This window comes from Marinicellulosiphila megalodicopiae, from assembly GCF_045862395.1.
Lineage (GTDB): Bacteria > Pseudomonadota > Gammaproteobacteria > Pseudomonadales > Natronospirillaceae > Marinicellulosiphila > Marinicellulosiphila megalodicopiae.
The window spans coordinates 3,714,970-3,736,188 of sequence record NZ_AP023087.1 but is presented as its reverse complement, the minus strand read 5'-3'; the positions used below and the strand labels follow the sequence as shown (position 1 = coordinate 3,736,188).

Below are 21,219 nucleotides of genomic sequence, written 5' to 3'. Positions count from 1 at the left end.
GAGGAAAAAAACGTGAAATTTAAACATCTAGGCATTTTGGTATTATCTTTAGGGATCAGTGTTTTACTTAATGCACAAACCATGGATAAAACATGGGAGTCCACATTACAACAAGCAAAAGGGCAAACGGTTTATTTTAATGCTTGGGGCGGAAGCGAAACCATTAATGATTATATTGCTTGGGCGTCTCAAAAAGTAAATGAACGTCATGGTGTGAAAGTGGTGCATGTTAAAACCGGTGCGGCGGATGTGGTGAGTCGTGTGCTTGCTGAAAAAACAGCAAACAGCGATAAAGGCAGTGTGGATTTAGTTTGGATTAACGGTGAGAACTTTAAATCCATGAAACAAAACGAGTTGCTTTTAAATCCGTGGACACAGATGTTACCAAACTACCAATATGTAGACACTGACAATAAACCCACGACTACTTCTGATTTTACAGTGGCTGTGAATAACCAAGAAGCGCCTTGGGGCATGGCTCAGTTAGTGTTTTATTATGATAGCGAGTTATTGAATACGCCACCTACTTCTATGACGGAGCTATTAAGCGTCGCTAAGCAAAACCCAGGTCGTGTGACATACCCTGCATTACCCAATTTCTTTGGTACCACATTTGTTAAACAGGCATTAAGTGAATTCATTGCAGATGCGTCTGTTTTGTCTTTACCAGTAGATGAGTCAAAATTCTTAATGCAAACTGAAAAGCTATGGGCGTTTTTAGATGAGCTACACCCAGTGTTATGGCACGAAGGTAAACAGTTTGCTAACGATGCGCCGCACATGAAGCAATTAGTGAACAGTCGTGAAATTTTTATTGGTTTATCGTTTAATCCAAATGATGCTGCCAATGCAGTAATTAATGGTGAGTTGCCAGAAAGTATTCGTTCTTACGTACACGAAAAAGGCAGCATCGGTAATACGCATTTTGTTGCGATTCCATACAACGCGCCTTCTCAAGCAGGTGCAAAAGTATTTGCAGATTTCTTAATGTCTCCTTTAGCACAGGCTAGAAAACAAGACATTAATATCTGGGGCGACCCAACGGTATTAGCGGTAAATAAATTAACTGAAAACGAACAGTCTTTATTTGAAAGTCGTGTTGAGTCTGAACAATTATTATCTGCACAAGATTTAGCTAATGTATTTTTAGAGCCTCACGCAAGTTGGGTTGATGCAATTGAAAAAGAATGGATTAAACGTTATTCAAACTAAGTTTAATTTACGCAGCACTGAAACGAAAGTTTTGGTGCTGTTTGTTTTTTTAATATATGCGTTATTTTTAATACCAATCGTCATTGGGTTAATAGCGACGATTCTTCCTGCCTTTTCGTATTTTCCAGCTCTTGGTTACGACTCTTTTTCTTTTGATGTTTGGTCAGATTTTTTTAATCATTCTAGTGTGTTTACAGGAACCGTTTTAAGTTTAACTACGGGATTATTTGCGACGATCATTGCATTGTTTTTTAGTTTTATTATTTTTTACCGTTACATTTATTTAAAAAAATCAAAAATACTGAATTATTTAATTTCACCCATGCTTGCGATTCCTCATGCGGCATTTGCCATTGCGTTTATTCTATTATTTGCACCATCGGGTTGGTTAATTAAAATCGTTGCTTCTATGCTCGGTTGGGTGTTACCGCCTAATATCGTCACCGTACAAGATTCTTATGCAATCAGTTTAATGGTTGTGTTGATTATCAAAGAAATCCCTTTTTTATTATTAATGTTGTCAGCGCAATTACCCAATTATCCAGTATCGTCATATCGTTTATTAAGTGCATCGTTAGGCTATAGCCACTTTGCGTCGTATTTATATGTGTTGGTGCCACAATTATTAAAAAGCATTCGTTTGCCTATTTATGCCGTATTGGCTTATGGATTAACCAATGTGGATGTCTCTCAAATTATAGGCCCTAATGCGCCACCCACATTAGGTGTCTTAATTCATCAGTGGTTTTCTCATTCTGATTTGTCGTTTCGATTATTAGCGGCGGCGGGTTCTGTCTTTTTATTAATCATGACATTGTTGTGTATTGGTTTATTTTATCTATTTGAAAAATTAGTCGTCGTTTGTTTATTGTCTTTCAGTAGTCAATCAAAACGGTCTGTTTTTTTTGAATCGGTTATTTCTCGATTAGGTTTTGTTTTATACGCGATTGTGATTATTTCGATTTTGGCAATTGTGGTGTTGATATTATGGAGTGTGACGTTTCGTTGGGGGTTTTCCTTTTCGCTGCCTCAACAATTCTCATTTAAGTTTTGGTCAAAAAGCGCAGATGCTATTTTGTTAGGTGTTAAAAATGCATCCATCTTTGCATTTTTAAGTACCGTAATCAGTATGGTGATTGTCATTGGCGCATTAGAGTATTTAGGCTCAAACAACAGTAATAAAAAAGTACTGCCTAAATCCTTAATTTACTTGCCTTTGTTATTGCCGCAAATGAGTTTTCTATTTGGTTTTAATGTCTTTTTATTGTGGACCGATTTTCATTTTGATTGGTTAAGTGTGTTGTGGGCGCATAGCTTATTTGTATTGCCTTATATTTATTTAACCTTGCATCCTGTGTTTAATCAGTTTGATAAACGCTATGTGTTACAAAGTTATGCGCTGAATCATGGCTATTTAAAAACGTTATTATTTATTAAAATACCGATGCTTAAAACGTCTATCTATTCAACATTTGCACTGGGGTTTAGTGTGAGTGTGGTGCAATATTTACCCACGTTATATATGGGTGAAGGGCGTATTGAAACCATTACCACACAGATGGTGAATATGGCATCTGGCTCAGATTATCGCAGAATTGCAATATTTGCGTTGTGCCAAACATTATTACCAATGGTTGTTTTTATACTGGCCTTTAGGAAAAAAAGTCATGCTTGAGTTTAAACAGTTTCAATTATTTATTAATGAAAAAGCACTTTTTGATCCTATCTCCATGAAGATCGATGGCGAGATTGTGAGCATAATGGGTGCATCCGGTAGCGGTAAATCCAGTTTATTTATGGCAGTGCTAGGCGGGCTTGAGGACGGATTTAGTTATTCGGGTGACATTGAACTCAATGGCGAATCGTTATTAACTAAGAGCGTTGCACAGCGCCAAATTGGCATGATGATGCAAGACGATTTATTGTTTCCTCATATGAATGTCTTACAAAATTTATTGTTTGCCTGTCCTCCAACAATGAAAAAGACTGAAAAACTAGAGCTTATTGGTCAATACCTGATAAATGCTAATATGCTTGAGTTTAAATACGCCAAAGTACAAAGTTTATCAGGCGGACAAAAATCCAGAATCAGTGCATTACGCGCAGTGTTATGCCAGCCTAAATTGGTGTTGCTAGATGAACCTTTTGCTAAATTGGATCAATCTTTAAAAGATCAGTTCAGACCTTGGCTGTTTAATTTATTATTAGAAAAAAATATTCCTGTGTTGATGGTCACACACGATTTAAATGATTGTCATCAAAATCAATTCTACGATTTAGAAAAAGGAGCGCTCTGTGCTCGATAAATATTTATTGCCTGTTGCACAATCTATATTACAACCCATTGCTAAACAGTGTGTAAAACATAATGTCAGTGCAAACCAAATTACAGTTGTTGGATTTGTAATTGGTATATTAAGTGTTGGATTTATTGTGAGTCAACTTTACCTTCTAGGGCTGGTCTGTATTGTTCTTAATCGTATTGCGGATGGTTTAGATGGGCAAGTGGCTCGGTTAACTAAACCTACTCAGTCAGGCGCATTTTTAGATATTGTGTTGGATTTCATTTTCTATCAGGCGGTGGTATTCGGCTTTGCTTTTTCTAATCCTGAATTTACTTTTTGGGGCGTATGTTTGATGCTCAGTTTTGTGGGCACGGGCACTAGCTTTTTGGCATTTAGTATTTTTGCACAAAAAAATAATATTGAGAAAATCGATTACCCTTCAAAAGGCATTTATTATTTAACAGGCATCGCAGAAGGTACTGAAACGATTGTATTTTTTGTTTTGTGTTGTATTTGGCCTATGTATTTTAATTGGTTTGCGGCAATATTTTGTTTGATTTGTTGGCAGACTACTGTTTTTAGAATTGTGTTTGGTGTGAAGCAGTTAAACGCGATCGACACAATCAAATAGACTAAATTGAGTGAATCAACGATACTCGCTAAAACGATTAAAGAGAATTCACAATGTCTGAACATTTTTTATACGCAAAATTGCTAGATGGCAAAGGCGGTTGTACTGATTTAACTCAAGAGCAAGTATTGGCTTTTAAAGAAGGCGATGGAATTTTATGGGTGCATTTTGATTACACCAATCAAGATCATCGCCATAATTTACTAGATAACTTTAAATTGCCAGGGTTAGTTAATGAAGCGTTATTAGCTTCAGAAGTTCGACCAAGAACCAGTGTTGTATATCATGGTTTGTTAATGAGTTTGCGTGGTGTGAACTTATCGCCTAATACGAATCCTGAGGATATGATTTCTATTCGTATGTGGGTTGAACAACACCGAATTATAAGTACACGACGCTTAAGAATATTGTCAGTTGAAGATATTATTGATCAATTAAATTCAGGTGTTGGACCCAAATCGTCATCACAATGGGTAGCGATGTTGGCAGACCAATTAGTTTGGCGAATGTCAGACACCATTAATGATTTAGAGGAATCCATGTCTGATTTAGAAGGGGTGTGTTTAGCTGAACACAAACAGGTATTACGCACAGACTTAGCAGTAATACGTAAACAATTAATTTCTCTTAAGCGCTATTTGTCCCCACAAAAAGATGCGTTGTTGCGATTGTCTTCTGAATCCATTAGCTGGTTTGATGAGCATCTAAAAATTCAAATTCGAGAAGTGACGGATCGATTATTAATTTATTTAGAAAATATAGATGAAATAAAAGAACGTGCGGTTGTGGTTCAAGAAGAATTGCAAAACAGTTTAAGCGATCAAATGAATACAAGAATGTATGTACTGTCGATGATCTCAGCGATATTTCTACCGCTGGGATTTTTAACAGGTTTGCTTGGTATTAATGTGGGTGGATTGCCTGGGGTGGAAAATAGTGCAGCGTTTACTATTTTTAGTTTAGGCTTAGGGTTGTTAACCCTTTGTCAAATTCTATTTTTTAAATTTAAAAAATGGCTATAACAAAATAATTGTACCCAAACCTAAGAAGCAGACAAACCCCACAATGTCTGTCACGGTGGTTAAAATCACAGACCCAGATAATGCTGGGTCTAATTTTAATTTATCTAACACAATTGGAATAATCACTCCTGAAATAGCCGCAGCAATAATGTTTAATAAAATGGCTAATGAAATCACAATACCTAATTCATAGGAATTAAACCAAAAACCCGCAGCTAAACCAATGACGGTTGCCCATATCACACCATTAAGTGCACCTACTGATAATTCTTTTTTGAATAATATCATCCGGTTACCCTTGGTCACCTGACCTAATGCGAGTCCTCGAATCATTAATGTTAATGTCTGACTTCCTGCAATGCCGCCCATGCTGGCAACAATTGGCATTAAAACAGCAAGCGCCACAACCTGTTGAATGGTCGCTTCAAATATGCCAATAAAAGCCGATGCTGCAAACGCTGTAATTAAATTTATGCATAACCAAATCGCTCGACTTTTAGAGCTTTTGATGACGGGAGCAAATAAATCTTCATCTTCATCTAAACCTGCCTGTGCCATTAATTGTGATTCAAAGTTTTCGCTGACAATTTCAAAGGCAACTTTTGAGTCAAACTGACCTAATAGTTTTGAAGTTTCACTGACCACAGGCAATGAATGCATATTGGAATTGATGACTTTTTGCGCCGCATCAATAGCAGAATCCGTCCCTAAAATAACGGGGAATTCTTCTTCGCTTATGTCAAATAGAGGCAAGTGATCTGGTGCGCCAAATAATTTATTTACTTTCACCGCTTCAACAAAATGTCCTGCTCGATTGGTTAAAAAGATGCATTCAATATGGTGAGAGCTTTCACGGCGCATCGTGCGAAGGCCGTCTCTGACTTTTGCATTACTTGGTAATACCACTAATTGTTGATTTACCCAATGCCCTGCTTGGTCGTCATCAAAAGCTAACGCTTCATCAAAAAAGTTACGTTGTTGTTCATCTAGCGCATTAACCGCACGATCTAATAATCTTGGAGGCAATGAGTCCGCTAATTCAATTAAGTCGCTTGCTTCAATGTCTTTAAATAGAATATCTAAATCTTCAACTTCAAATTGATCCAATAATGTCTCACGCGGATCACTACGCATTACCAATAATACAGCCAATTGACGTTCAAGTTTGATGACGTTCCATAAATCAAGACGTTGATCAATTGGCATCGACTCTAGCAATAATGCTAATTCGTTGTTGTCTTGATTTGCGATCACTGTACTTAAATCTGAACTTTCTTCATTATTTAAAAGTTCGATCGATTGTGCGATGTAGTCTTCTTGAATATCAGCCAAAATAAGGTCTCCTGTGTAGGTTGCACAGTATAGTTAAGATTAATTTTTTAACAATTGATTTACTTCAAAACCTTTTAAAAATAGAATCGCGATTCATTATCACTTTCAGATGGCTATCGCTCCTATGAATCAAATTATTCAAACTGTTCCAAATGCTTTTTTAGAAATTTTAAGTACATTAATTCGTGAACCTAGTGTTGTCGGTTCGGAGCATGCTTTTTTTCGTGTACTGCAACGAGAGCTAGAAGAGCGTGGTGCAAAAGTGACTTGGTATGAAGGTTTGTTAGTAGCTCAAGGAAATAAACCAGAATCATTAATGTTTTCAGCACATGTGGATCGTCACGGTTTAGTCTGTACTGGTCCAAATGAATTCCAATATGCAGCAAGTGTGGCTGGGGCGCGTTCAGATTTATTGGGTAATTCTGTAAGCGAATCATTAATGAAAAAAATCGCAACACGATTTAATGACAACCATGTTTATGCTTATGAGCCTTGGAGCGGTGCATATCGTGGGCAGGGAAAAATTGAAAAATCTTATATTTGTGAATTTCGTAATAACCTAATTTTTGAATTAAGCGGACTAGAGCATTTGGTTGCAGGCACGCCTGTTGCGTTTAGGGACAAATTATCCATCACTGATGATGCATTAGTTGGACAGCTTGATAACGTATTAACCGTTGCTGCATTGGTGTATTTATTTGAAATGGGTTTTGAGGGCACGGCGTTTTTTACTGCCCAAGAGGAAGCAGGTAAAAGCTGGCGTTATTTGTTGGAATGGTTTCGTCGTTTTGGTGGCAGCGCTAACAATTTAATTGTGGTGGATACCAGCCCGTTTCCTGATTTTAAAAGTGCTCAACAAAATCATTTGATTTTAAGAAATCAAGATGCGAATGCAAAATTCAGTTCTGAGCAAACTCAATCTTTAAAAACCCGATGCGAAAAGTTTAATTTAAATACATTATTTAAAGATGAATACGTGGTTGAATATAATAAAATCCTAGAGAAAAAAGGGGAAGAACCTGTTTCATTAGGCTCAACAGAAATGGGTCGAATCATTGATGCATCTAACGGATTAGTTAATGGGACGACATTGCAAATTCCAACTTCTGGATATCATACAATGAACGAAAGTGCGCCACTTGAAAGTGTGTGTGCGTTTTTATCTATTTTAGACGATATGATTAAGCATCCTTAATTAGCAATGTTCGCTTATAAAAAAAGGGAATCCATGGATTCCCTTTTTTTATGTTTGTTCCCGTGATCAGAAACTTACATTTTTTGCATGACGTCTATGCCTAGTAATTCCAAACCTTGTTTTAAAGTTTTAGCGACGCTTTGGCTTAATTGTAATCGGCTAAGCTTGTCTTGTTCTTCAACGCCTTCTTTTAAAATAGGGCAGGCTTCGTAGAATGTCATAAACAAACTGGCTAAGTCGTATAAGTAATTACATAACAAATGCGGGTATGCCTCTAATGCTACTTGTTCAACCACTTCACTTAGTTGTAATGTTTTAAACGCTAAGGCAAATTCTGCTTCATGGTTTAAGGTTATGTCATTGTTGAATGAATCAATGTCGATGTTCGCTTTAGCAAAAATACTGCAAATACGCGCGTAAGCGTATTGCATGTAAGGCCCCGTGTTACCTTCAAAGCTAAGCATGTTGTCCCAATCAAAAATATAATCATTGGTGCGTGTCTTAGATAAATCGGCATATTTAATTGCGCCAATACCGACTTTGCTTGCCACATCATTTAATAATTCATCACTAAAGTCTGGATTCTTTTCGCGAACAATTTCAGTCGCACGAACAACCGACTCTTTTAATAACGAAGCTAATTTAATTGTACCGCCATCACGAGATTTAAATGGTTTGCCATCTTTACCTAACATGGTGCCAAAAGCGTGATGCTCTAATGAAATGTCTTCTTTCACAAAGTTTGCTTTTTTAGCAATGGTGAAAACCTGTTGCATGTGTAATGACTGTCTTGCATCAATAAAATACAAACAACGATCTGCTTTTAATACATCATTACGGTAACGAAGCGCTGCTAAATCAGAAGTGGCGTATAAGTATCCGCCTTCTTTTTTCTGAATAATCGCAACACTTGGGTCGCCATTTTTATTCGCCATTTCGTGTAAGAAAACCACTTTTGCGCCTTCGGATTCTGAAGCGATGTTTTGATCAAATAACGCTTTTACTACAGGTGCCAAATCATCGTTATAAGCACTTTCGCCACGAACGTCTTCATTTTTTAATGTGACATTTAATAATGCGTAAATTTCTTCTGAATGCGCTAACGATAAATTTCTAAATGTTTGCCAAAGTTTTAAAATTTCAGCATCACCTGATTGCAGTTTTACGACGTAATCACGTGCTTTGTTGGCAAAGTTTTCGTCTTCATCAAAGTGTTTTTTAGATTGAATATAAAACGCTTCTAAATCTTTTAGTTTGATATTTTCGTTGTCTTGTAGGCTTTCTTCTAGTTCGGCAATCAACATTCCAAACTGTGTGCCCCAGTCGCCTACGTGGTTTTGACGAACAACATTGTGACCTAAAAACGACAATGAACGGGCTAAGCTGTCACCAATAATAGTGGAGCGTAAATGGCCAACGTGCATTTCTTTTGCAAGATTAGGAGATGAATAATCCAAAACCGCCGTTTGTGGGTTGGCAACTTTTTCAACTCCTAAGCGTTCACTTTGGCTATTTTGTTTTAATACGTCTGCTAAGTATTGTGCGCTTAAATGAATATTGATGAATCCAGGGCCCGCAATTTCTAGTTTTTCGATCATGGCCATTAAAGCGGTATTGGCTTGTAATGCATCTAACCATAATTGTGCAAATTCACGAGGATTTTGCTTTTTAGATTTAGCTACGGCCATTGCGCCGTTTGCTTGGTATTGACCAAATGCAGACTTCTTGCTGACAGAGATGTTTGGGGAGAATGAGTCAGATACATCTAAAGAAGATAATGCATCGCTAAAATGTTGATTCAATTGCTGGCGGATATTCATAAAGATTCGGTAATTTAAAAAAAGCGTATTGTAGCAAGTGCGCCATAACCTATAAAGGCGAAGATAACTTTTGAACGATGGAATATTCAAAATCTTTGCTTAAAACCCAATCCATACAGACTGAGCCTGAGTGCTCGATACTTAATTCAGCACTGATTAAGTTAGATTGTTGGCCGAGAAAATAAAAAATATAGGCACCATGTCTAGATTTTGCGAGGTAAGTTTCAGATTGTTGAAAATATTGTTTGGCTATTTCGAACTGTTGCTCATTTTGAAATGCACCAGCGGTACAGCGCAATAAAGCATATTGGCGAAATACATCAAAATCCCAATTATCTTCAATTGCTCCAAAATCTAATGTTGTGCACCCCTGTAACATTAAACATGCGCATAATAATTTGTGTTTTATTTCCATAGGTATGCCATTGGCCTAAAATCGTAACCAAACAGACTGCGAATTCAAGCCAATAGCAAAGCAGGTTTCATGGTTAGTGAATATTGCCATTTAGCCGATCCGCAATTTGTTTGTAGTTTTCAACGGCTTTGATTTCAAATAATAAATCTTTGCCCTTTTTAATGCTTGGTATTAAATTTTCTCGGGCATAACGTTTTAGGGTGATTTCTGAAACGTCTAAAAATTCTGCTGCTTGTTTAATGTTAAGAGGTTGTTCTGATTGAGTCATGAGTGCTCCTGTTAAACACGTTTAAAAGTAGTATGACAAAGCATAGCAAAGTGTGACGTGGCTTTTGATTGTTTACATGTTTGGAATAGGGTTATATGGCTTATGTTGATTAATGAATTTGAAAGTTCGGATAAAAAGTAGATAAATTCGTTTAATAAGCGGTGTTATGTTGGTAAATATCTTGTTTTAATTTTATGTGTTTTTTGTAAAAAAATGTGATCAGATAAAAAAATGCCCCGACAAGCGAGGCATTTTTGATTTTATATTGTTGGTCTATTGATTAGTTGCAACCGATTCTCTCAGTACTTACAACAATGTCATCAAACCAAATATCCGTTAGTCCAAAATTACCAAATGCTCTCCAACCGAAGGTTACATAGTCAGTTGCATCATCAAAGAAGCCAGTTGTTGCGCCATTTGACCAGTGGCTTGCTTGAGTTGCTGCAAACACTTCAGAATCATTTAACCATCCGTACATATGATCAAAAGTATCATCTTTTACAACAGCGTATTCAAAGCAAGTCCATTCATTAGCAAAAATGGTATCTGATGGGGTAGCGGTCGTTGATGAATCGCTATTTTTAGCTTGGAATCCACCAATTACATTTTTACGCCATGTGCCATATCGAATATCTTTATTTGTATCAGAAAAATCTACTGTTACGCCGTCGCCGTTTTGGAAAAGTTCTTCTACAGTTGCAGACCAGTGTACATGCTCACTGTAACCACCTAATGCACCGCCGCCAATATTGATTTCAGTATACATATAGCCTCGAACATAGATTGCTGTTGGGTTAGATGATTTATCAATTTTTTGGAATACAAAGGTTGGTGCCGCTTCTTGACCAACTTTTACATGCAATGAAGATTGGCCGCTATTTGCTTTGGAGCTATCAACTAATGCATATTGGCCGTCACTGCTTGAATTGTTTCCGTTGATTTGGCCATAATTTAACCAAGTTCCCCAATCTGAAGATAGGCTACCAGCTGATGTAGTTTCAAAGTCATCACTAATGATAATATTGCCTGATCCTGTATTGCCACCACCGTTATTACCACCATTGTTATTAAGTGAGGCGGCAATGGCTGTCACTAACTCTTCCCAATCTTGCTCATTAGCTGATGTGGTGATTTTGTCTCCAGGTGGATGACCTGAACCATTTGGTGTATCGATCAGTTTTTGCGCACTATTTGCAGCGATGTAATCGCTCATGGCTGTTTCAACATCTGCAGGATTAGTTGAGGCAAACTTGATTGGTTTATTTTGAGCCACGGTATGACAGTTGTAACAAGTCGGCGCCACAATGTTTGCAGCCACGCGAGTTAATAAATCATCATAACCAGTATCAACTAATGTGATGGTTTTAGTTAATGTTTCAGTGGTCGAGCCGCTTTTTAACGTCAACGTAATGGTTTTTTCACCAGCGGTGCTAAACGCATAACTTGTTATCGCACCTGTGTCAGAGTATTCCCCATCAAAATCCCATTCATATGTAAATGCAGCTGAGCCAGTTGATGCGTTTGCATTGACACTGACTACCATGGCGTCTTCAGACATCACAAATTGTGGGTCAAGTGTTACTGTGGGTGTGCCTGTGCCTGGTTTGGTGATTTCAACTTTACGTAAATTTAAAGACTGCTCAATGAATAATTTAGGGGTGTTGGCATTAAAATTTGCATCATCGTAGTTTCTATAAACAAGGCGATTAGCCGTTTCGGAAACAAAATGTACGGTATTCACATTACGGTTTTGCATTTCTGACCATGTTTTAGCTACACGGTTATAATTCACTTCTTCCCAGAAACTCATGTCTTGTACTGGCACTTCAATGCGCAGCCATTTATCTAGATCTGCAATTGAGATCTCTAAATCAACAGAGGCTGCATACGCGCCGTCGGATTTTAGATTGACATCAAAATGGATTTGACCATCTGCAAACTCTTCAATTTGAGCATTGGTCATTAAGTTGCCATAGGTGTCTTTTACTTCTTGTAGAGTAGGAATGACAGAGTTTGCGCTGTCTATATAAACATCCATCACAAGGGTATCTAAGTCTGCAAAAGTAGGTGAGTTAGGGACTGTCAACGTAAAGCCATTGGAATGCTGGTGATCCCAATCGCCATATTTTTTAACTAATACACTGTTATGTACTGATGCATTTGCACAATCGTTGGCTGTGCCATTAAAACTGGTTGCAATGTTGTAATCATTCGCTTGTTTCGCTACGCCTTGCCATTCTCCGGTTGTGCTTGTGATGTGATTCCATGATCCGGCTAATATGAAAGAAGAATCCAGCACTTTAAAACTATTGCTGTTATTGGTTGGGTTAACACCACAATTTAATATTTCAGACACATCGCTTAGGCCATCGGTGTATAACAGTGAAGTATATTCATCCGTTGAAGGGTTAATGGTAAGTGTTACAAATTCCACTTCATCATCTTCAGCATCATTAATGTCTTTAACGGTTAGAGTAATATTTTTATTACCCGCGGTGGTGAAGGTATGACTTGTTGATTCACCAGAACCCGTAGCCTCACCATTGAAATCCCAAGTAAACGTTAAATCAGAAAATGCTCCATCTGGATCGCTTGAGCCGCTTGCGTCAACTGATACCTGTAAACCTGATTGTGTGTAGGTGAAGTTCGCCATTGGCGGTTGGTTTGTGCCTGTTCCAGTACCTGTTCCAGTACCTGTTCCAGTGCCTGTTCCAGTGCCTGTTCCAGTGCCTGTTCCAGTGCCTGTTCCAGTGCCTGTTCCAGTACCTGTTCCAGTACCTGTTCCAGTACCTGTTCCAGTACCTGTTCCAGTGCCTGTTCCAGTGCCTGTTCCAGTACCTGTTCCAGTACCTGTGTCTGGTACGGTAAAGCTTACGAAGTTTGAAAGTCCATCTGAATCAGTTGTTTTTAAACTTATAATAGTGCCAGGAGAAATGGATGATGTGTCTATGTAAATTGTACCTGCTGGCATTTCTGTATTACCAACATACCATGTGTAGGTTAAACTTGAAGAGTTGTCATCTGTTGAACCAGCAGTAAGTAAACTACCTGATTGCGTGATTATTGAAACAGGTGCTTGATTGGTTTGCTCTACTGGTTCTGCGCAACTTACTAATAAAGCGCTAACAAGCAATGTGGATAGGGTTTTGTTGTACATTGAATTTACCTATTTAAAGTTAGATTGTTTCGCTATTCTACCAATTATATTGGCATGGGGGCATTAACAAAATGAAATAATGTGACTCATCCTGTGTTAGAGAATTGTAATTACAATACGTATGTCAAATTATTTACTATTGATTGAAATTGTACTGAAATAATTTGTATATGACCGTAGGTTTGGGGTTAATAATTGTTATGTTTTGCAGAATTGCGAATTAGGCAAAAAAAAACCCGAATAAACGGGTTTTTTATAGATGGTTAAATTCATTTTTTAGAATTTGGCTGTGACGCCAACTGAGTAACCTTTGAAGTCGACATCTGACTGCACATCGTTTAAAAATGTAAGGACGTCACTTTCGCCAATACCAAGGTGATACTCGTGATAGCTAGCCTCTATACCCACCTTAAACAAAAGATTCGTTGGTAAAGGAAAGAAATAACGAGCGTAGATGCTGGTGTCTAGAATTTGGATTCCGTCGATTGGAAGTGTGCTGTATTCCCCCCCAACTTCAATACCAATAAATGGAATCTTTGCACTAGCAGCTAGATAACCCATGGGAAATACAAGCAGTTGATCTGCTTCTAATGCAGATAGATTCTGCTCCTGTGCTCTAAAGTACATTTGGGTGATTCTGGCATTGATACCAAAATTTATGTCTACAATTGGCAAGGGTAATCCAAATTTGACAATAGCATCAAGATAATTGAGCTCCAATTCTGAATTAATCGTGCCTGATATTTCAGATAAATCAATGGATGCGAATTTACCTGTGAGCCCTGCGTTTATCGTGCCTGTGCCCGCATAAGCTAATTGTTGATATTTGACCCTAAAACTGGGCACCAAAGGAATGATGGTGTCAAAGTCCGCCCACACATAATAACCCAGAGAGTCATCTTTGTAGGCAAAGCCATTGTTGGTTGATTGCATATCAATATTGGCATCGCCACCAACTGTCCCAGTTACACCAGGGTTTACCCAGCTTCCTGCGCCAGCATTTATGTCAAACAATATTTTTGCACTTGATGAAAATGGAAGAATCGCTAACGATACTACGAACATGAGTGATTTCATGAATACCTCGTTTCTGTTGGAATCCTTTTCATTGTAGGAAGATTTTTTTAAAGGCAAATCCAAAGAGGCGGATCAAAAAGTGTTTTTAAGTTTTCTAAATGAGTAAAGAATAAAAATTACTGAAGAAATGATTTTATTGGGGGAATGATGACAATTGAGTGACGAAAAAGTAAAAGAATTACTTTGTAAAGGAATAAATCTGAATGTTAAATAGTCTGTATATTAAGTGTTTTTATGCAACTTCAATCCATTCACTGCCAAATTGCTGTTCAAGAGTGTGAATGGTTGTGTCTGTATTTTCTGTAATGTTTTGTGCCGTTTCTAACGCAATTTTAAAACAGTTATTTTTTTCACTGATGTGGGAAAGTGCTAAGTTTTTTAATCGATCTAAATCCATCGATTGTAATAAATTAGCTGCTTGATTATTGTTTAAGTGTCCTAAATTTCCGCCTACTCGTTTTTTTAATGAATAAGGGTAAGGGCCTTTTGCCAATAATTCAGTGTCGTGATTAAACTCAAGTAAGATTGAATCACATTGTTGATAGGCCGATTCTATATGGGGGGTGACGTGCCCTAAATCTGTCAAAATACCAAATCGTTTATCTTGGTCATTCACTAAAAATTGGCAGGCTTCATTTGAATCATGGGGGACACATATTGGATCAATTTTAAAATCACCAATTTGAAATGATTCGCCAGCGACAATTTTTGTGTATTGGTATTTTAAAAGTTTCATTCCACGAGCCGTGCCGTGAGTCATGTAAATAGGCAGTGCATACTGGCGAGAAAGTGTTGCTACCCCTTTACAATGGTCGGTATGTTCATGGGTAACTAAAATGGCATCAATTTGCTCGGGACTGATTCCTTTAGCCTTTAAGCGACTAACGGTTTCTTTGCCTGAGAAACCGCAATCGATCATGATGGTAGTATTTTTATTGGTGATTACCGTGCTGTTGCCTTTTGAGCCACTACCTATGGAAACAAACTTCATTCTTGGATCATTAATTGTCGAATATTGTCCAAATGAATCAAATTATCATCTGCAGGTAACAATAAATCATCTTCAAATTGCAGAGAGATTACGGTGCCATCATCTACTGCATCGACACGAAATTCGATTTTAAAACGCTCTTCGCTTTCGCTTTTTGATAATGAAAACGAATCATCACTAGTGTCTAAAAATTCAATACCATCAGGTGTGACCACCAATACTTTGCCAAATTGTTCGTTGATCACTTCAGGGTTATAATCACTTTTTAGAATGGCTTTGTTAAGTAGCTGCCATGTTGTATTGGATGATTGATTTACTTTTAATAAATCAATACCACTGCCATTTTGAACCCATGTTATTTCAATTTCGTCATCAAATATAATGGCGCGTTCTTTTGTAGTGGTAACCGGAAAGTCGATTTGATTGCTTGTTGCGCTCATTACTGCGAATTCATCATCAATTTCACCGATTGGGAATCGATCAATTTGCATAATTTCACTGATCATTGGCCCTTTTTCTGGGACTAAAACAATCGTTTTACTTGCGCAACTTGATAGAAGGGCGCAAAACATTAAACACGATGATGCTAATTTCATTAAATAACTCCAGCCTCTACTAAGGCTTGGGTAACACGTTCTTGTCCAGGAACATCTAATACGGTCAGTGGTAAGCGAATTCCATTAGGAATCAGACCAATTAGGTGTAACGCCCATTTAACTGGGATTGGGTTAGATTCACAAAATAAATTTTGATGTAATGGTTGTAATGACATATCAACACGTCTTGCCATTTCTTCATTACCTTTAAGTGCCCAATCGCACATACTAGACATCGCTTTCGGACTTATGTTCGCAGTTACAGAAATATCGCCTTTTGCACCAGCTAACATGCAGTCTAAAGCAGTCTCATCATCCCCAGAATACAAATAAAAGTCATCAGCGGTATTGTTAATAATCTCTTTTGCGCGTTCAATATCACCAGTTGCCTCTTTGACACCTATTATGTTTTTAAATGTAGATAAACGAATGACGGTTTGTGCAGACATGTCCACACCAGTACGCCCTGGAACATTGTATAAAATTTGTGGGATATCAACCGCTTCTGCAATGGCTTTATGATGAAGGTATAACCCCTCTTGCATTGGTTTGTTGTAATAAGGCGTCACTAAAAGACAGGCATCAACGCCTAAATCTTTAGCCGCCTTGGTTAATTCAATTGCTTCACGAGTACTATTTGCGCCAGTACCAGCAATTACTGGAATACGTTTGTTTACTTTTTCAACAACAAAAGCAATCACTTGTTTGTGTTCAGACACACTTAATGTGGCCGACTCACCAGTTGTACCAACTGCAACAATAGCATTAGTGCCATTATCGATATGTAATTCGATTAGTTGTTCAAGGCTTTCCCAGTGAATGTCACCGTTTTCTAACATTGGTGTCACAAGGGCAACAATACTGCCAGTAATCATAACGCGCTCCGCAAAAAAATAAGGCGCCAATTGTATGATTGCGCCTGCTTTTAAACAAGGCGTTTTTCACAAAGCTTGGCTTATTCATTAATAATACTGGCTAAAAAAGGAATTTGTACCATACTGAAACCAGATAACATTCATTTTTGAAAACGCAGGACTTAACAAAAAGTTAAGACCTAACAATAAAAATAAATTTAAAGATCCATCCATAGCATTATTGTTAAGCAAATTAAACTATTGGGTTTAATACTTTCCAAGGATGAACGCTTAGGAGCAAAAAATGGGAATTGCACAAGAAACCGAACTTTCAGTTGTACAATTGGGACAAGTGTTACCTGATATTACTTTGCCATGTACATCTGGCAAGGTATTCAAAACGTCACAACTTAAAGATAAGTTTACAATTTTGTACTTTTATCCAAAAAATCATTCCCCAGGTTGTACCATAGAGGCTCAAGATTTTTCGGCAAACTTTGAATTATTTGAGAAGAAAAACTGTCAGATCTTCGGTGTTTCGCGAGACAAAATCGAAAAACATGAAGCGTTTAAACAAGAGCAGTCCTTACCTTTTGAGTTGATTGGAGATGTGGATCATCAGTTATGTGATTTATTGGGAGTGATCGAAGAAAAAGAAATGTTCGGTAAAACCATTATGAGTTTATCGCGCAGTACGTTTTTGTTTAATCAATCAGGTGAATTAATAATGCAGTGGCGAAAAGTCGATGTGCGCAATCATATTCATGATGTTATGAAAGTCATTGAAAGCTCAAAACTATTAAAAAAGGCCAACTAACTTTATGTCAGTTGACCTAATATTAATTGATCCAACTTAAATAGAGTCAATCACGCCATTTTGTTTTGGCCAGGCGTTAAATATTGCTTTAACGAGTGTAGCAAGGGGAATGGCAAAAAAGACTCCCCAAAATCCCCATACCCCGCCAAATACAAGTACTGCAATAATAATTGCAATAGGATGCAAGTTTACGGCTTCTGAAAAAATAATAGGCACTAAAACATTGCCATCTAAAATTTGAATGACCATATAAGCTCCAATTACCCAATAAAACTCACTGCTTAAGTTAAATTGGATCAATGCAACAACAGCGATAGGGATCGTGACTATTACGGCTCCAATGTAAGGAATTAACACACTTAACCCCACAAAAATTGATAAGACAAACGCATAATCCAACCCGAAAAATTCAAATACAACAAAACTTACGCCAAATACAACTGCAATCTCGATGGCTTTGCCGCGAATGTAATTTTCAATTTGTTGATTCATCTCAGAGGAAATTCGGCGTAAAAGATTTCGGCGAGTAGGTAGTGTTTTCTTAAAATTATTTAACAGAGTGTTTTTATCTTTGAGCATAAAAAATACTAAGATCGGTACAATTACCAAATAAATCACGCCAGTCATTACACTTGGCAAAGTAGATAATGAAAAACTTAATACTTGAGGGATGATTTGACCGGCTTGTTGCGATAATTCAGATCCATTTAAACGAAGGATGATTTCATTAAGCTGCTCTGTACTAAAGTATTCAGGAAAGTTGGCCTGCAAGCTGATTAATTGATTTTTTAACGAAGTCACCATAACTGGAATTTCACTAATAAACTTAGTTAATTGAGAGAAAAACTTAGGAATTAGCCAAAATGCGACAATAGCTAAAAAAGACATAAATACAGTGAACACAAGGCATACACTTATAAAATAAGGAACTTTACGTCGGTTTAAAAAGTCTACTGAGGGTATTAACAAATAGGCAAACACCAAGGCCATAAATACAGGCATCAATACTGCGCCTAAAAAATAAAATAAGGCAACAGTAGCGGCGGCAATGAATATAAATATGACAGCCTCTTCATGAGAAAAATATTTTTTGATCAGTTTTTGAAAAGTTTCAATCATGTTGTTTTCCTACTTCTATAATAAAATGGTAGATACCATCTTGTTGATGTTGAGAAATGAGTTGATGTTGCGTTCGAGATAAATATAGTGGAATGTCTCTAAGAGAGCCTTCATCTGTTGTCATGACTTGCAATTGTTCTTCATATGATGATTCAATAAGTGCCTGCTTCATCTTTAGAAGCGGTAAAGGGCAGCGTTGATTTTTAAAATTCAATTCTTTCATTATGCTAATTCTGCTCCGAATATATTTAATAAATGTGTCAGAATGATTAATTAGGATTAGTCTAATTCAAAACCATTTACATGACCACTTACAAAGGTTTAAACATGCGCTTTACCACTTTTTTGAAACGTCAATTTAGCTGTCTATTAATTTTATTAATGTTCACAACACAGCTGTTTGCGCTTACCTCACAACAACGTCAACAGGTGGGTAAAATATGGTCTCGCAGTTTTTATCAGCAGGCAGATACTTTTTATGACCCTATTATTGAAGATTATGTTTTAAGATTGCTTAATGATTTATCTCCAAATGCAAAATTGTTTTCTCGAGATATTCATGTGATTTTGGTGGATGACACGAATTTAAACGCATTTTCAGTGATTGGTAATGTAATAGGTGTAAATAAAGGATTGTTTTATGATCTTAACCATAGTGATCAGTTGTATGGGATTTTGGCCCATGAATTGGCCCACGTTGGCCAAAATCATTTAATTCGCTCCGTCGAAGAAAATAAAAATAAAAGCACCATTATGTTGGCGTCGATTTTAGCTGCGATATTAATTAGCCCTGAAAGCAGCGAACTGTCGACTGCATTATTAGTAACTAGTCAGGGTTTATTGCAATCTCAAGCTTTGGCATTCAGTCGTGAAATGGAAGTGGAAGCGGATCGTGTTGGCATTGATATGCTTAAACATTCCAATGTGAATCCAACCGGAATGTATGATGTCTTTTTAAAATTACAAGCAGGCAGTTTGGGTTATAACATGCCTGGTGAATATTTAATGACTCACCCACTTACGATAAACCGCTTGTCTGATATGCGACCAAGAACTATTAATCAAAATGAAATACAAACGCCAATTGGCAAAAATCTAGAATTTCAGTGGATTAAAGCGCGGTTAGGGCAGCCTACTTCAATCAAACAGTTAGATGACTGTTTAAAAGAAAACCAGAATGCCCCATCCAAATGTTGGCAGCAGCAATATAAAATACATTCAAATAATATTTTATTGTCTACTATTTATGCTGAAAGCTTAATAGCCCAAAAAGATCAAAGTGGTATTGAATTGCTTAAATTGCAACTTAAAATCAACCCAAATAACCTGATGATTATGAGTCAATTAATGTTGGGGTATATAGAATTTGAACAATATTCGTTGGCTGTAAAATTACTTCAGCAATTACCGGATCATAGAAATCCACAGTTTCATCAAATTGCAATTAGTGTAGCAATTCAGGCAAATAACAGCTTTTTGCAAGCAAAACATCAATTTTTGCAATTATGGCATAGTGGTCATGCTCAAGAAGCCATGGCTTATGTTGATCGAATTGTATTGCTTAATGAATTTGATTTGGCAACTAAAAATCGTTTGCGTGCTTTTTATCAGCAATATGTAAATGTACAGGGGGCAGCCAATTAACGATTGGTACTTTTTTTATTGCGTTGCGCTTGCATGACAGATTTAAATTGTTTGGTTCCATTTTTAACTACATCAAGTAATGCCTTTTGAGGGAGGTCATTAAATTTTGAAAATTGAATGCAGCTTTTTCCTGAAATAAAAGGTTTAAAAGCTTGTTCGTATTTCACTCTAAAATGCTCAATTCCATACAGTGGCATGATATGTAAACTCACTTTTTTAGAAGCTAGCGCTCCAAGCATAAATGCATAAAAACCTTGCTCATCTTCAGGAAAACGAAATAATAAATTTCCTTGTGTCCATTTACTATCCCCTTCTAGCTCAATTAACTCAGGTGCATGCTTTGAGATAAATTGAGCACATAGACTCATTTGCTTGAGTATTTCAGGACTTGAGGAATTTTTATATTGCATTTTTATTTGTCTGACCATACTGCAAATTCATTTTGACTTGGGTCTTTAAAATGAAAGCGGCGCCCTCCTGGAAAACTAAAAGTGGCTTCGTTAATGATGCCGCCATGTTGTTTGATTTTCTTTTCGGTGGATTCTAAATCATCACTATAAAATACGATTAATGCACTGCCTGTGGTGACATCACTTTTTAAATTGGCTTGAAAAAACCCTCCGTCTAGCCCAGAGTGCTCTTTTGAAAATGCAGTATATTCAGGTCCATAATCAGTAAATTGCCAGTTAAATACCGCAGTGAAAAACGCTTTGCTTTTATTTAGATCGCAACAAGGAAATTCAACGTAATTAATCGTTTCATGTGTGTTCATATTTAATTGTCC

21 protein-coding genes are annotated in these 21,219 nt (G+C 37.1%); 8 read left to right on the top strand and 13 right to left on the bottom strand.

Annotation, left to right across the window (positions count from 1 at the left end):
* Nucleotides 1–12 precede the first annotated feature (12 nt).
* From TYM08_RS16135 to TYM08_RS16115, 5 genes are read left to right on the top strand one after another with little or no spacing between them, the layout of a single operon-like run.
* On the top strand, nt 13–1,212 hold the full coding sequence (locus TYM08_RS16135) for an ABC transporter substrate-binding protein (protein WP_422380179.1): 1,200 nt from the start codon (nt 13–15) through the stop codon (nt 1,210–1,212).
* Entirely contained in the window at nt 1,172–2,887 is a 1,716-nt protein-coding gene (locus tag TYM08_RS16130) for an ABC transporter permease (RefSeq protein ID WP_422380178.1), read from the top strand. The genes TYM08_RS16135 and TYM08_RS16130 overlap by 41 nt, the downstream gene beginning before the upstream one ends.
* Complete coding sequence (locus TYM08_RS16125; RefSeq protein ID WP_422380177.1) at nt 2,880–3,518, top strand: ATP-binding cassette domain-containing protein; 639 nt, start codon at nt 2,880–2,882, stop codon at nt 3,516–3,518. Before TYM08_RS16130 ends, TYM08_RS16125 begins: the two co-directional genes overlap by 8 nt.
* A complete protein-coding gene (locus tag TYM08_RS16120; RefSeq protein WP_422380176.1) occupies nt 3,508–4,128 on the top strand; it encodes a CDP-alcohol phosphatidyltransferase family protein in 621 nt (206 codons plus the stop codon). Before TYM08_RS16125 ends, TYM08_RS16120 begins: the two co-directional genes overlap by 11 nt.
* A 53-nt stretch (nt 4,129–4,181) precedes the next feature.
* Nucleotides 4,182–5,150, top strand: a complete 969-nt coding sequence (locus TYM08_RS16115; RefSeq protein ID WP_422380175.1) for a zinc transporter ZntB — start codon at nt 4,182–4,184, stop codon at nt 5,148–5,150.
* Here the strand turns inward: TYM08_RS16115 and TYM08_RS16110 are convergent.
* Entirely contained in the window at nt 5,145–6,482 is a 1,338-nt protein-coding gene (locus tag TYM08_RS16110) for a magnesium transporter (RefSeq protein ID WP_422380174.1), read from the bottom strand. The two genes, TYM08_RS16115 and TYM08_RS16110, sit on opposite strands and share 6 nt — an antisense overlap.
* A gap of 124 nt (nt 6,483–6,606) precedes the next feature.
* Here TYM08_RS16110 and TYM08_RS16105 point away from each other — a divergent pair, with 124 nt between their 5' ends.
* Complete coding sequence (locus TYM08_RS16105; RefSeq protein WP_422380173.1) at nt 6,607–7,677, top strand: peptidase M42; 1,071 nt, start codon at nt 6,607–6,609, stop codon at nt 7,675–7,677.
* 74 nt (nt 7,678–7,751) lie between these two features.
* On the opposite strand, the gene argS is transcribed toward TYM08_RS16105, so the two are convergent.
* The 8 genes from argS to dapA all read right to left on the bottom strand — a co-directional run bounded on the left by argS (nt 7,752) and on the right by dapA (nt 16,876).
* Nucleotides 7,752–9,497: an arginine--tRNA ligase gene (gene argS / locus TYM08_RS16100; protein ID WP_422380172.1), complete on the bottom strand. Its 1,746-nt coding sequence runs from the start codon at nt 9,495–9,497 to the stop codon at nt 7,752–7,754.
* A 49-nt stretch (nt 9,498–9,546) separates the two neighbouring features.
* A complete protein-coding gene (locus tag TYM08_RS16095) occupies nt 9,547–9,912 on the bottom strand; it encodes a hypothetical protein (protein ID WP_422380171.1) in 366 nt (121 codons plus the stop codon).
* A gap of 73 nt (nt 9,913–9,985) precedes the next feature.
* Nucleotides 9,986–10,180, bottom strand: coding sequence for a helix-turn-helix domain-containing protein (locus TYM08_RS16090; protein ID WP_422380170.1), 195 nt, complete (start codon nt 10,178–10,180; stop codon nt 9,986–9,988).
* Between the two features lie 280 nt (nt 10,181–10,460).
* Nucleotides 10,461–13,337, bottom strand: coding sequence for a PKD domain-containing protein (locus TYM08_RS16085; RefSeq protein ID WP_422380169.1), 2,877 nt, complete (start codon nt 13,335–13,337; stop codon nt 10,461–10,463).
* A 276-nt stretch (nt 13,338–13,613) separates the two neighbouring features.
* On the bottom strand, nt 13,614–14,414 hold the full coding sequence (locus tag TYM08_RS16080) for a hypothetical protein (protein ID WP_422380168.1): 801 nt from the start codon (nt 14,412–14,414) through the stop codon (nt 13,614–13,616).
* Between the two features lie 232 nt (nt 14,415–14,646).
* On the bottom strand, nt 14,647–15,405 hold the full coding sequence (locus TYM08_RS16075; RefSeq protein WP_422380167.1) for an MBL fold metallo-hydrolase: 759 nt from the start codon (nt 15,403–15,405) through the stop codon (nt 14,647–14,649).
* On the bottom strand, nt 15,402–16,001 hold the full coding sequence (locus TYM08_RS16070) for a hypothetical protein (protein ID WP_422380166.1): 600 nt from the start codon (nt 15,999–16,001) through the stop codon (nt 15,402–15,404). The genes TYM08_RS16075 and TYM08_RS16070 overlap by 4 nt, the downstream gene beginning before the upstream one ends.
* Nucleotides 16,001–16,876, bottom strand: a complete 876-nt coding sequence (dapA, locus tag TYM08_RS16065) for a 4-hydroxy-tetrahydrodipicolinate synthase (protein ID WP_422380165.1) — start codon at nt 16,874–16,876, stop codon at nt 16,001–16,003. Before dapA ends, TYM08_RS16070 begins: the two co-directional genes overlap by 1 nt.
* A gap of 283 nt (nt 16,877–17,159) precedes the next feature.
* Here dapA and TYM08_RS16060 point away from each other — a divergent pair, with 283 nt between their 5' ends.
* Complete coding sequence (locus TYM08_RS16060; protein ID WP_422380164.1) at nt 17,160–17,672, top strand: peroxiredoxin; 513 nt, start codon at nt 17,160–17,162, stop codon at nt 17,670–17,672.
* A gap of 36 nt (nt 17,673–17,708) precedes the next feature.
* Here the strand turns inward: TYM08_RS16060 and TYM08_RS16055 are convergent, their stop codons facing one another.
* Complete coding sequence (locus tag TYM08_RS16055; RefSeq protein WP_422380163.1) at nt 17,709–18,791, bottom strand: AI-2E family transporter; 1,083 nt, start codon at nt 18,789–18,791, stop codon at nt 17,709–17,711.
* Nucleotides 18,784–19,014, bottom strand: a complete 231-nt coding sequence (locus TYM08_RS16050; RefSeq protein WP_422380162.1) for a sulfurtransferase TusA family protein — start codon at nt 19,012–19,014, stop codon at nt 18,784–18,786. Before TYM08_RS16050 ends, TYM08_RS16055 begins: the two co-directional genes overlap by 8 nt.
* A 104-nt stretch (nt 19,015–19,118) precedes the next feature.
* On the opposite strand from TYM08_RS16050, the gene TYM08_RS16045 reads away from it, so the two are divergent.
* Nucleotides 19,119–20,435 carry a M48 family metalloprotease gene (locus TYM08_RS16045; protein ID WP_422380161.1) on the top strand — a complete coding sequence of 439 codons (1,317 nt, stop codon included), beginning with the start codon at nt 19,119–19,121 and terminating at the stop codon, nt 20,433–20,435.
* Here the strand turns inward: TYM08_RS16045 and TYM08_RS16040 are convergent.
* Nucleotides 20,432–20,863 (bottom strand): hypothetical protein, encoded by a 432-nt coding sequence (locus TYM08_RS16040; protein ID WP_422380160.1) that lies wholly within the window; start codon nt 20,861–20,863, stop codon nt 20,432–20,434. The two genes, TYM08_RS16045 and TYM08_RS16040, sit on opposite strands and share 4 nt — an antisense overlap.
* Nucleotides 20,848–21,207, bottom strand: coding sequence for a VOC family protein (locus tag TYM08_RS16035; RefSeq protein WP_422380159.1), 360 nt, complete (start codon nt 21,205–21,207; stop codon nt 20,848–20,850). The genes TYM08_RS16040 and TYM08_RS16035 overlap by 16 nt, the downstream gene beginning before the upstream one ends.
* Between the last annotated feature and the right edge of the window lie 12 nt (nt 21,208–21,219).

Coding starts and splice junctions, on each gene's coding strand:
- TYM08_RS16040 (WP_422380160.1), bottom strand. CDS start 20,863: ATGGTCAGACAAATAAAAATGCAATATAAAAATTCCTCAAGTCCTGAA.
- dapA (WP_422380165.1), bottom strand. CDS start 16,876: ATGATTACTGGCAGTATTGTTGCCCTTGTGACACCAATGTTAGAAAAC.
- TYM08_RS16130 (WP_422380178.1), top strand. CDS start 1,172: ATGCAATTGAAAAAGAATGGATTAAACGTTATTCAAACTAAGTTTAAT.
- TYM08_RS16085 (WP_422380169.1), bottom strand. CDS start 13,337: ATGTACAACAAAACCCTATCCACATTGCTTGTTAGCGCTTTATTAGTA.
- TYM08_RS16070 (WP_422380166.1), bottom strand. CDS start 16,001: ATGAAATTAGCATCATCGTGTTTAATGTTTTGCGCCCTTCTATCAAGT.
- TYM08_RS16090 (WP_422380170.1), bottom strand. CDS start 10,180: ATGACTCAATCAGAACAACCTCTTAACATTAAACAAGCAGCAGAATTT.
- TYM08_RS16080 (WP_422380168.1), bottom strand. CDS start 14,414: ATGAAATCACTCATGTTCGTAGTATCGTTAGCGATTCTTCCATTTTCA.
- TYM08_RS16060 (WP_422380164.1), top strand. CDS start 17,160: ATGGGAATTGCACAAGAAACCGAACTTTCAGTTGTACAATTGGGACAA.
- TYM08_RS16125 (WP_422380177.1), top strand. CDS start 2,880: ATGCTTGAGTTTAAACAGTTTCAATTATTTATTAATGAAAAAGCACTT.
- TYM08_RS16035 (WP_422380159.1), bottom strand. CDS start 21,207: ATGAACACACATGAAACGATTAATTACGTTGAATTTCCTTGTTGCGAT.
- argS (WP_422380172.1), bottom strand. CDS start 9,497: ATGAATATCCGCCAGCAATTGAATCAACATTTTAGCGATGCATTATCT.
- TYM08_RS16115 (WP_422380175.1), top strand. CDS start 4,182: ATGTCTGAACATTTTTTATACGCAAAATTGCTAGATGGCAAAGGCGGT.
- TYM08_RS16050 (WP_422380162.1), bottom strand. CDS start 19,014: ATGAAAGAATTGAATTTTAAAAATCAACGCTGCCCTTTACCGCTTCTA.
- TYM08_RS16045 (WP_422380161.1), top strand. CDS start 19,119: ATGCGCTTTACCACTTTTTTGAAACGTCAATTTAGCTGTCTATTAATT.
- TYM08_RS16075 (WP_422380167.1), bottom strand. CDS start 15,405: ATGAAGTTTGTTTCCATAGGTAGTGGCTCAAAAGGCAACAGCACGGTA.
- TYM08_RS16105 (WP_422380173.1), top strand. CDS start 6,607: ATGAATCAAATTATTCAAACTGTTCCAAATGCTTTTTTAGAAATTTTA.
- TYM08_RS16055 (WP_422380163.1), bottom strand. CDS start 18,791: ATGATTGAAACTTTTCAAAAACTGATCAAAAAATATTTTTCTCATGAA.
- TYM08_RS16095 (WP_422380171.1), bottom strand. CDS start 9,912: ATGGAAATAAAACACAAATTATTATGCGCATGTTTAATGTTACAGGGG.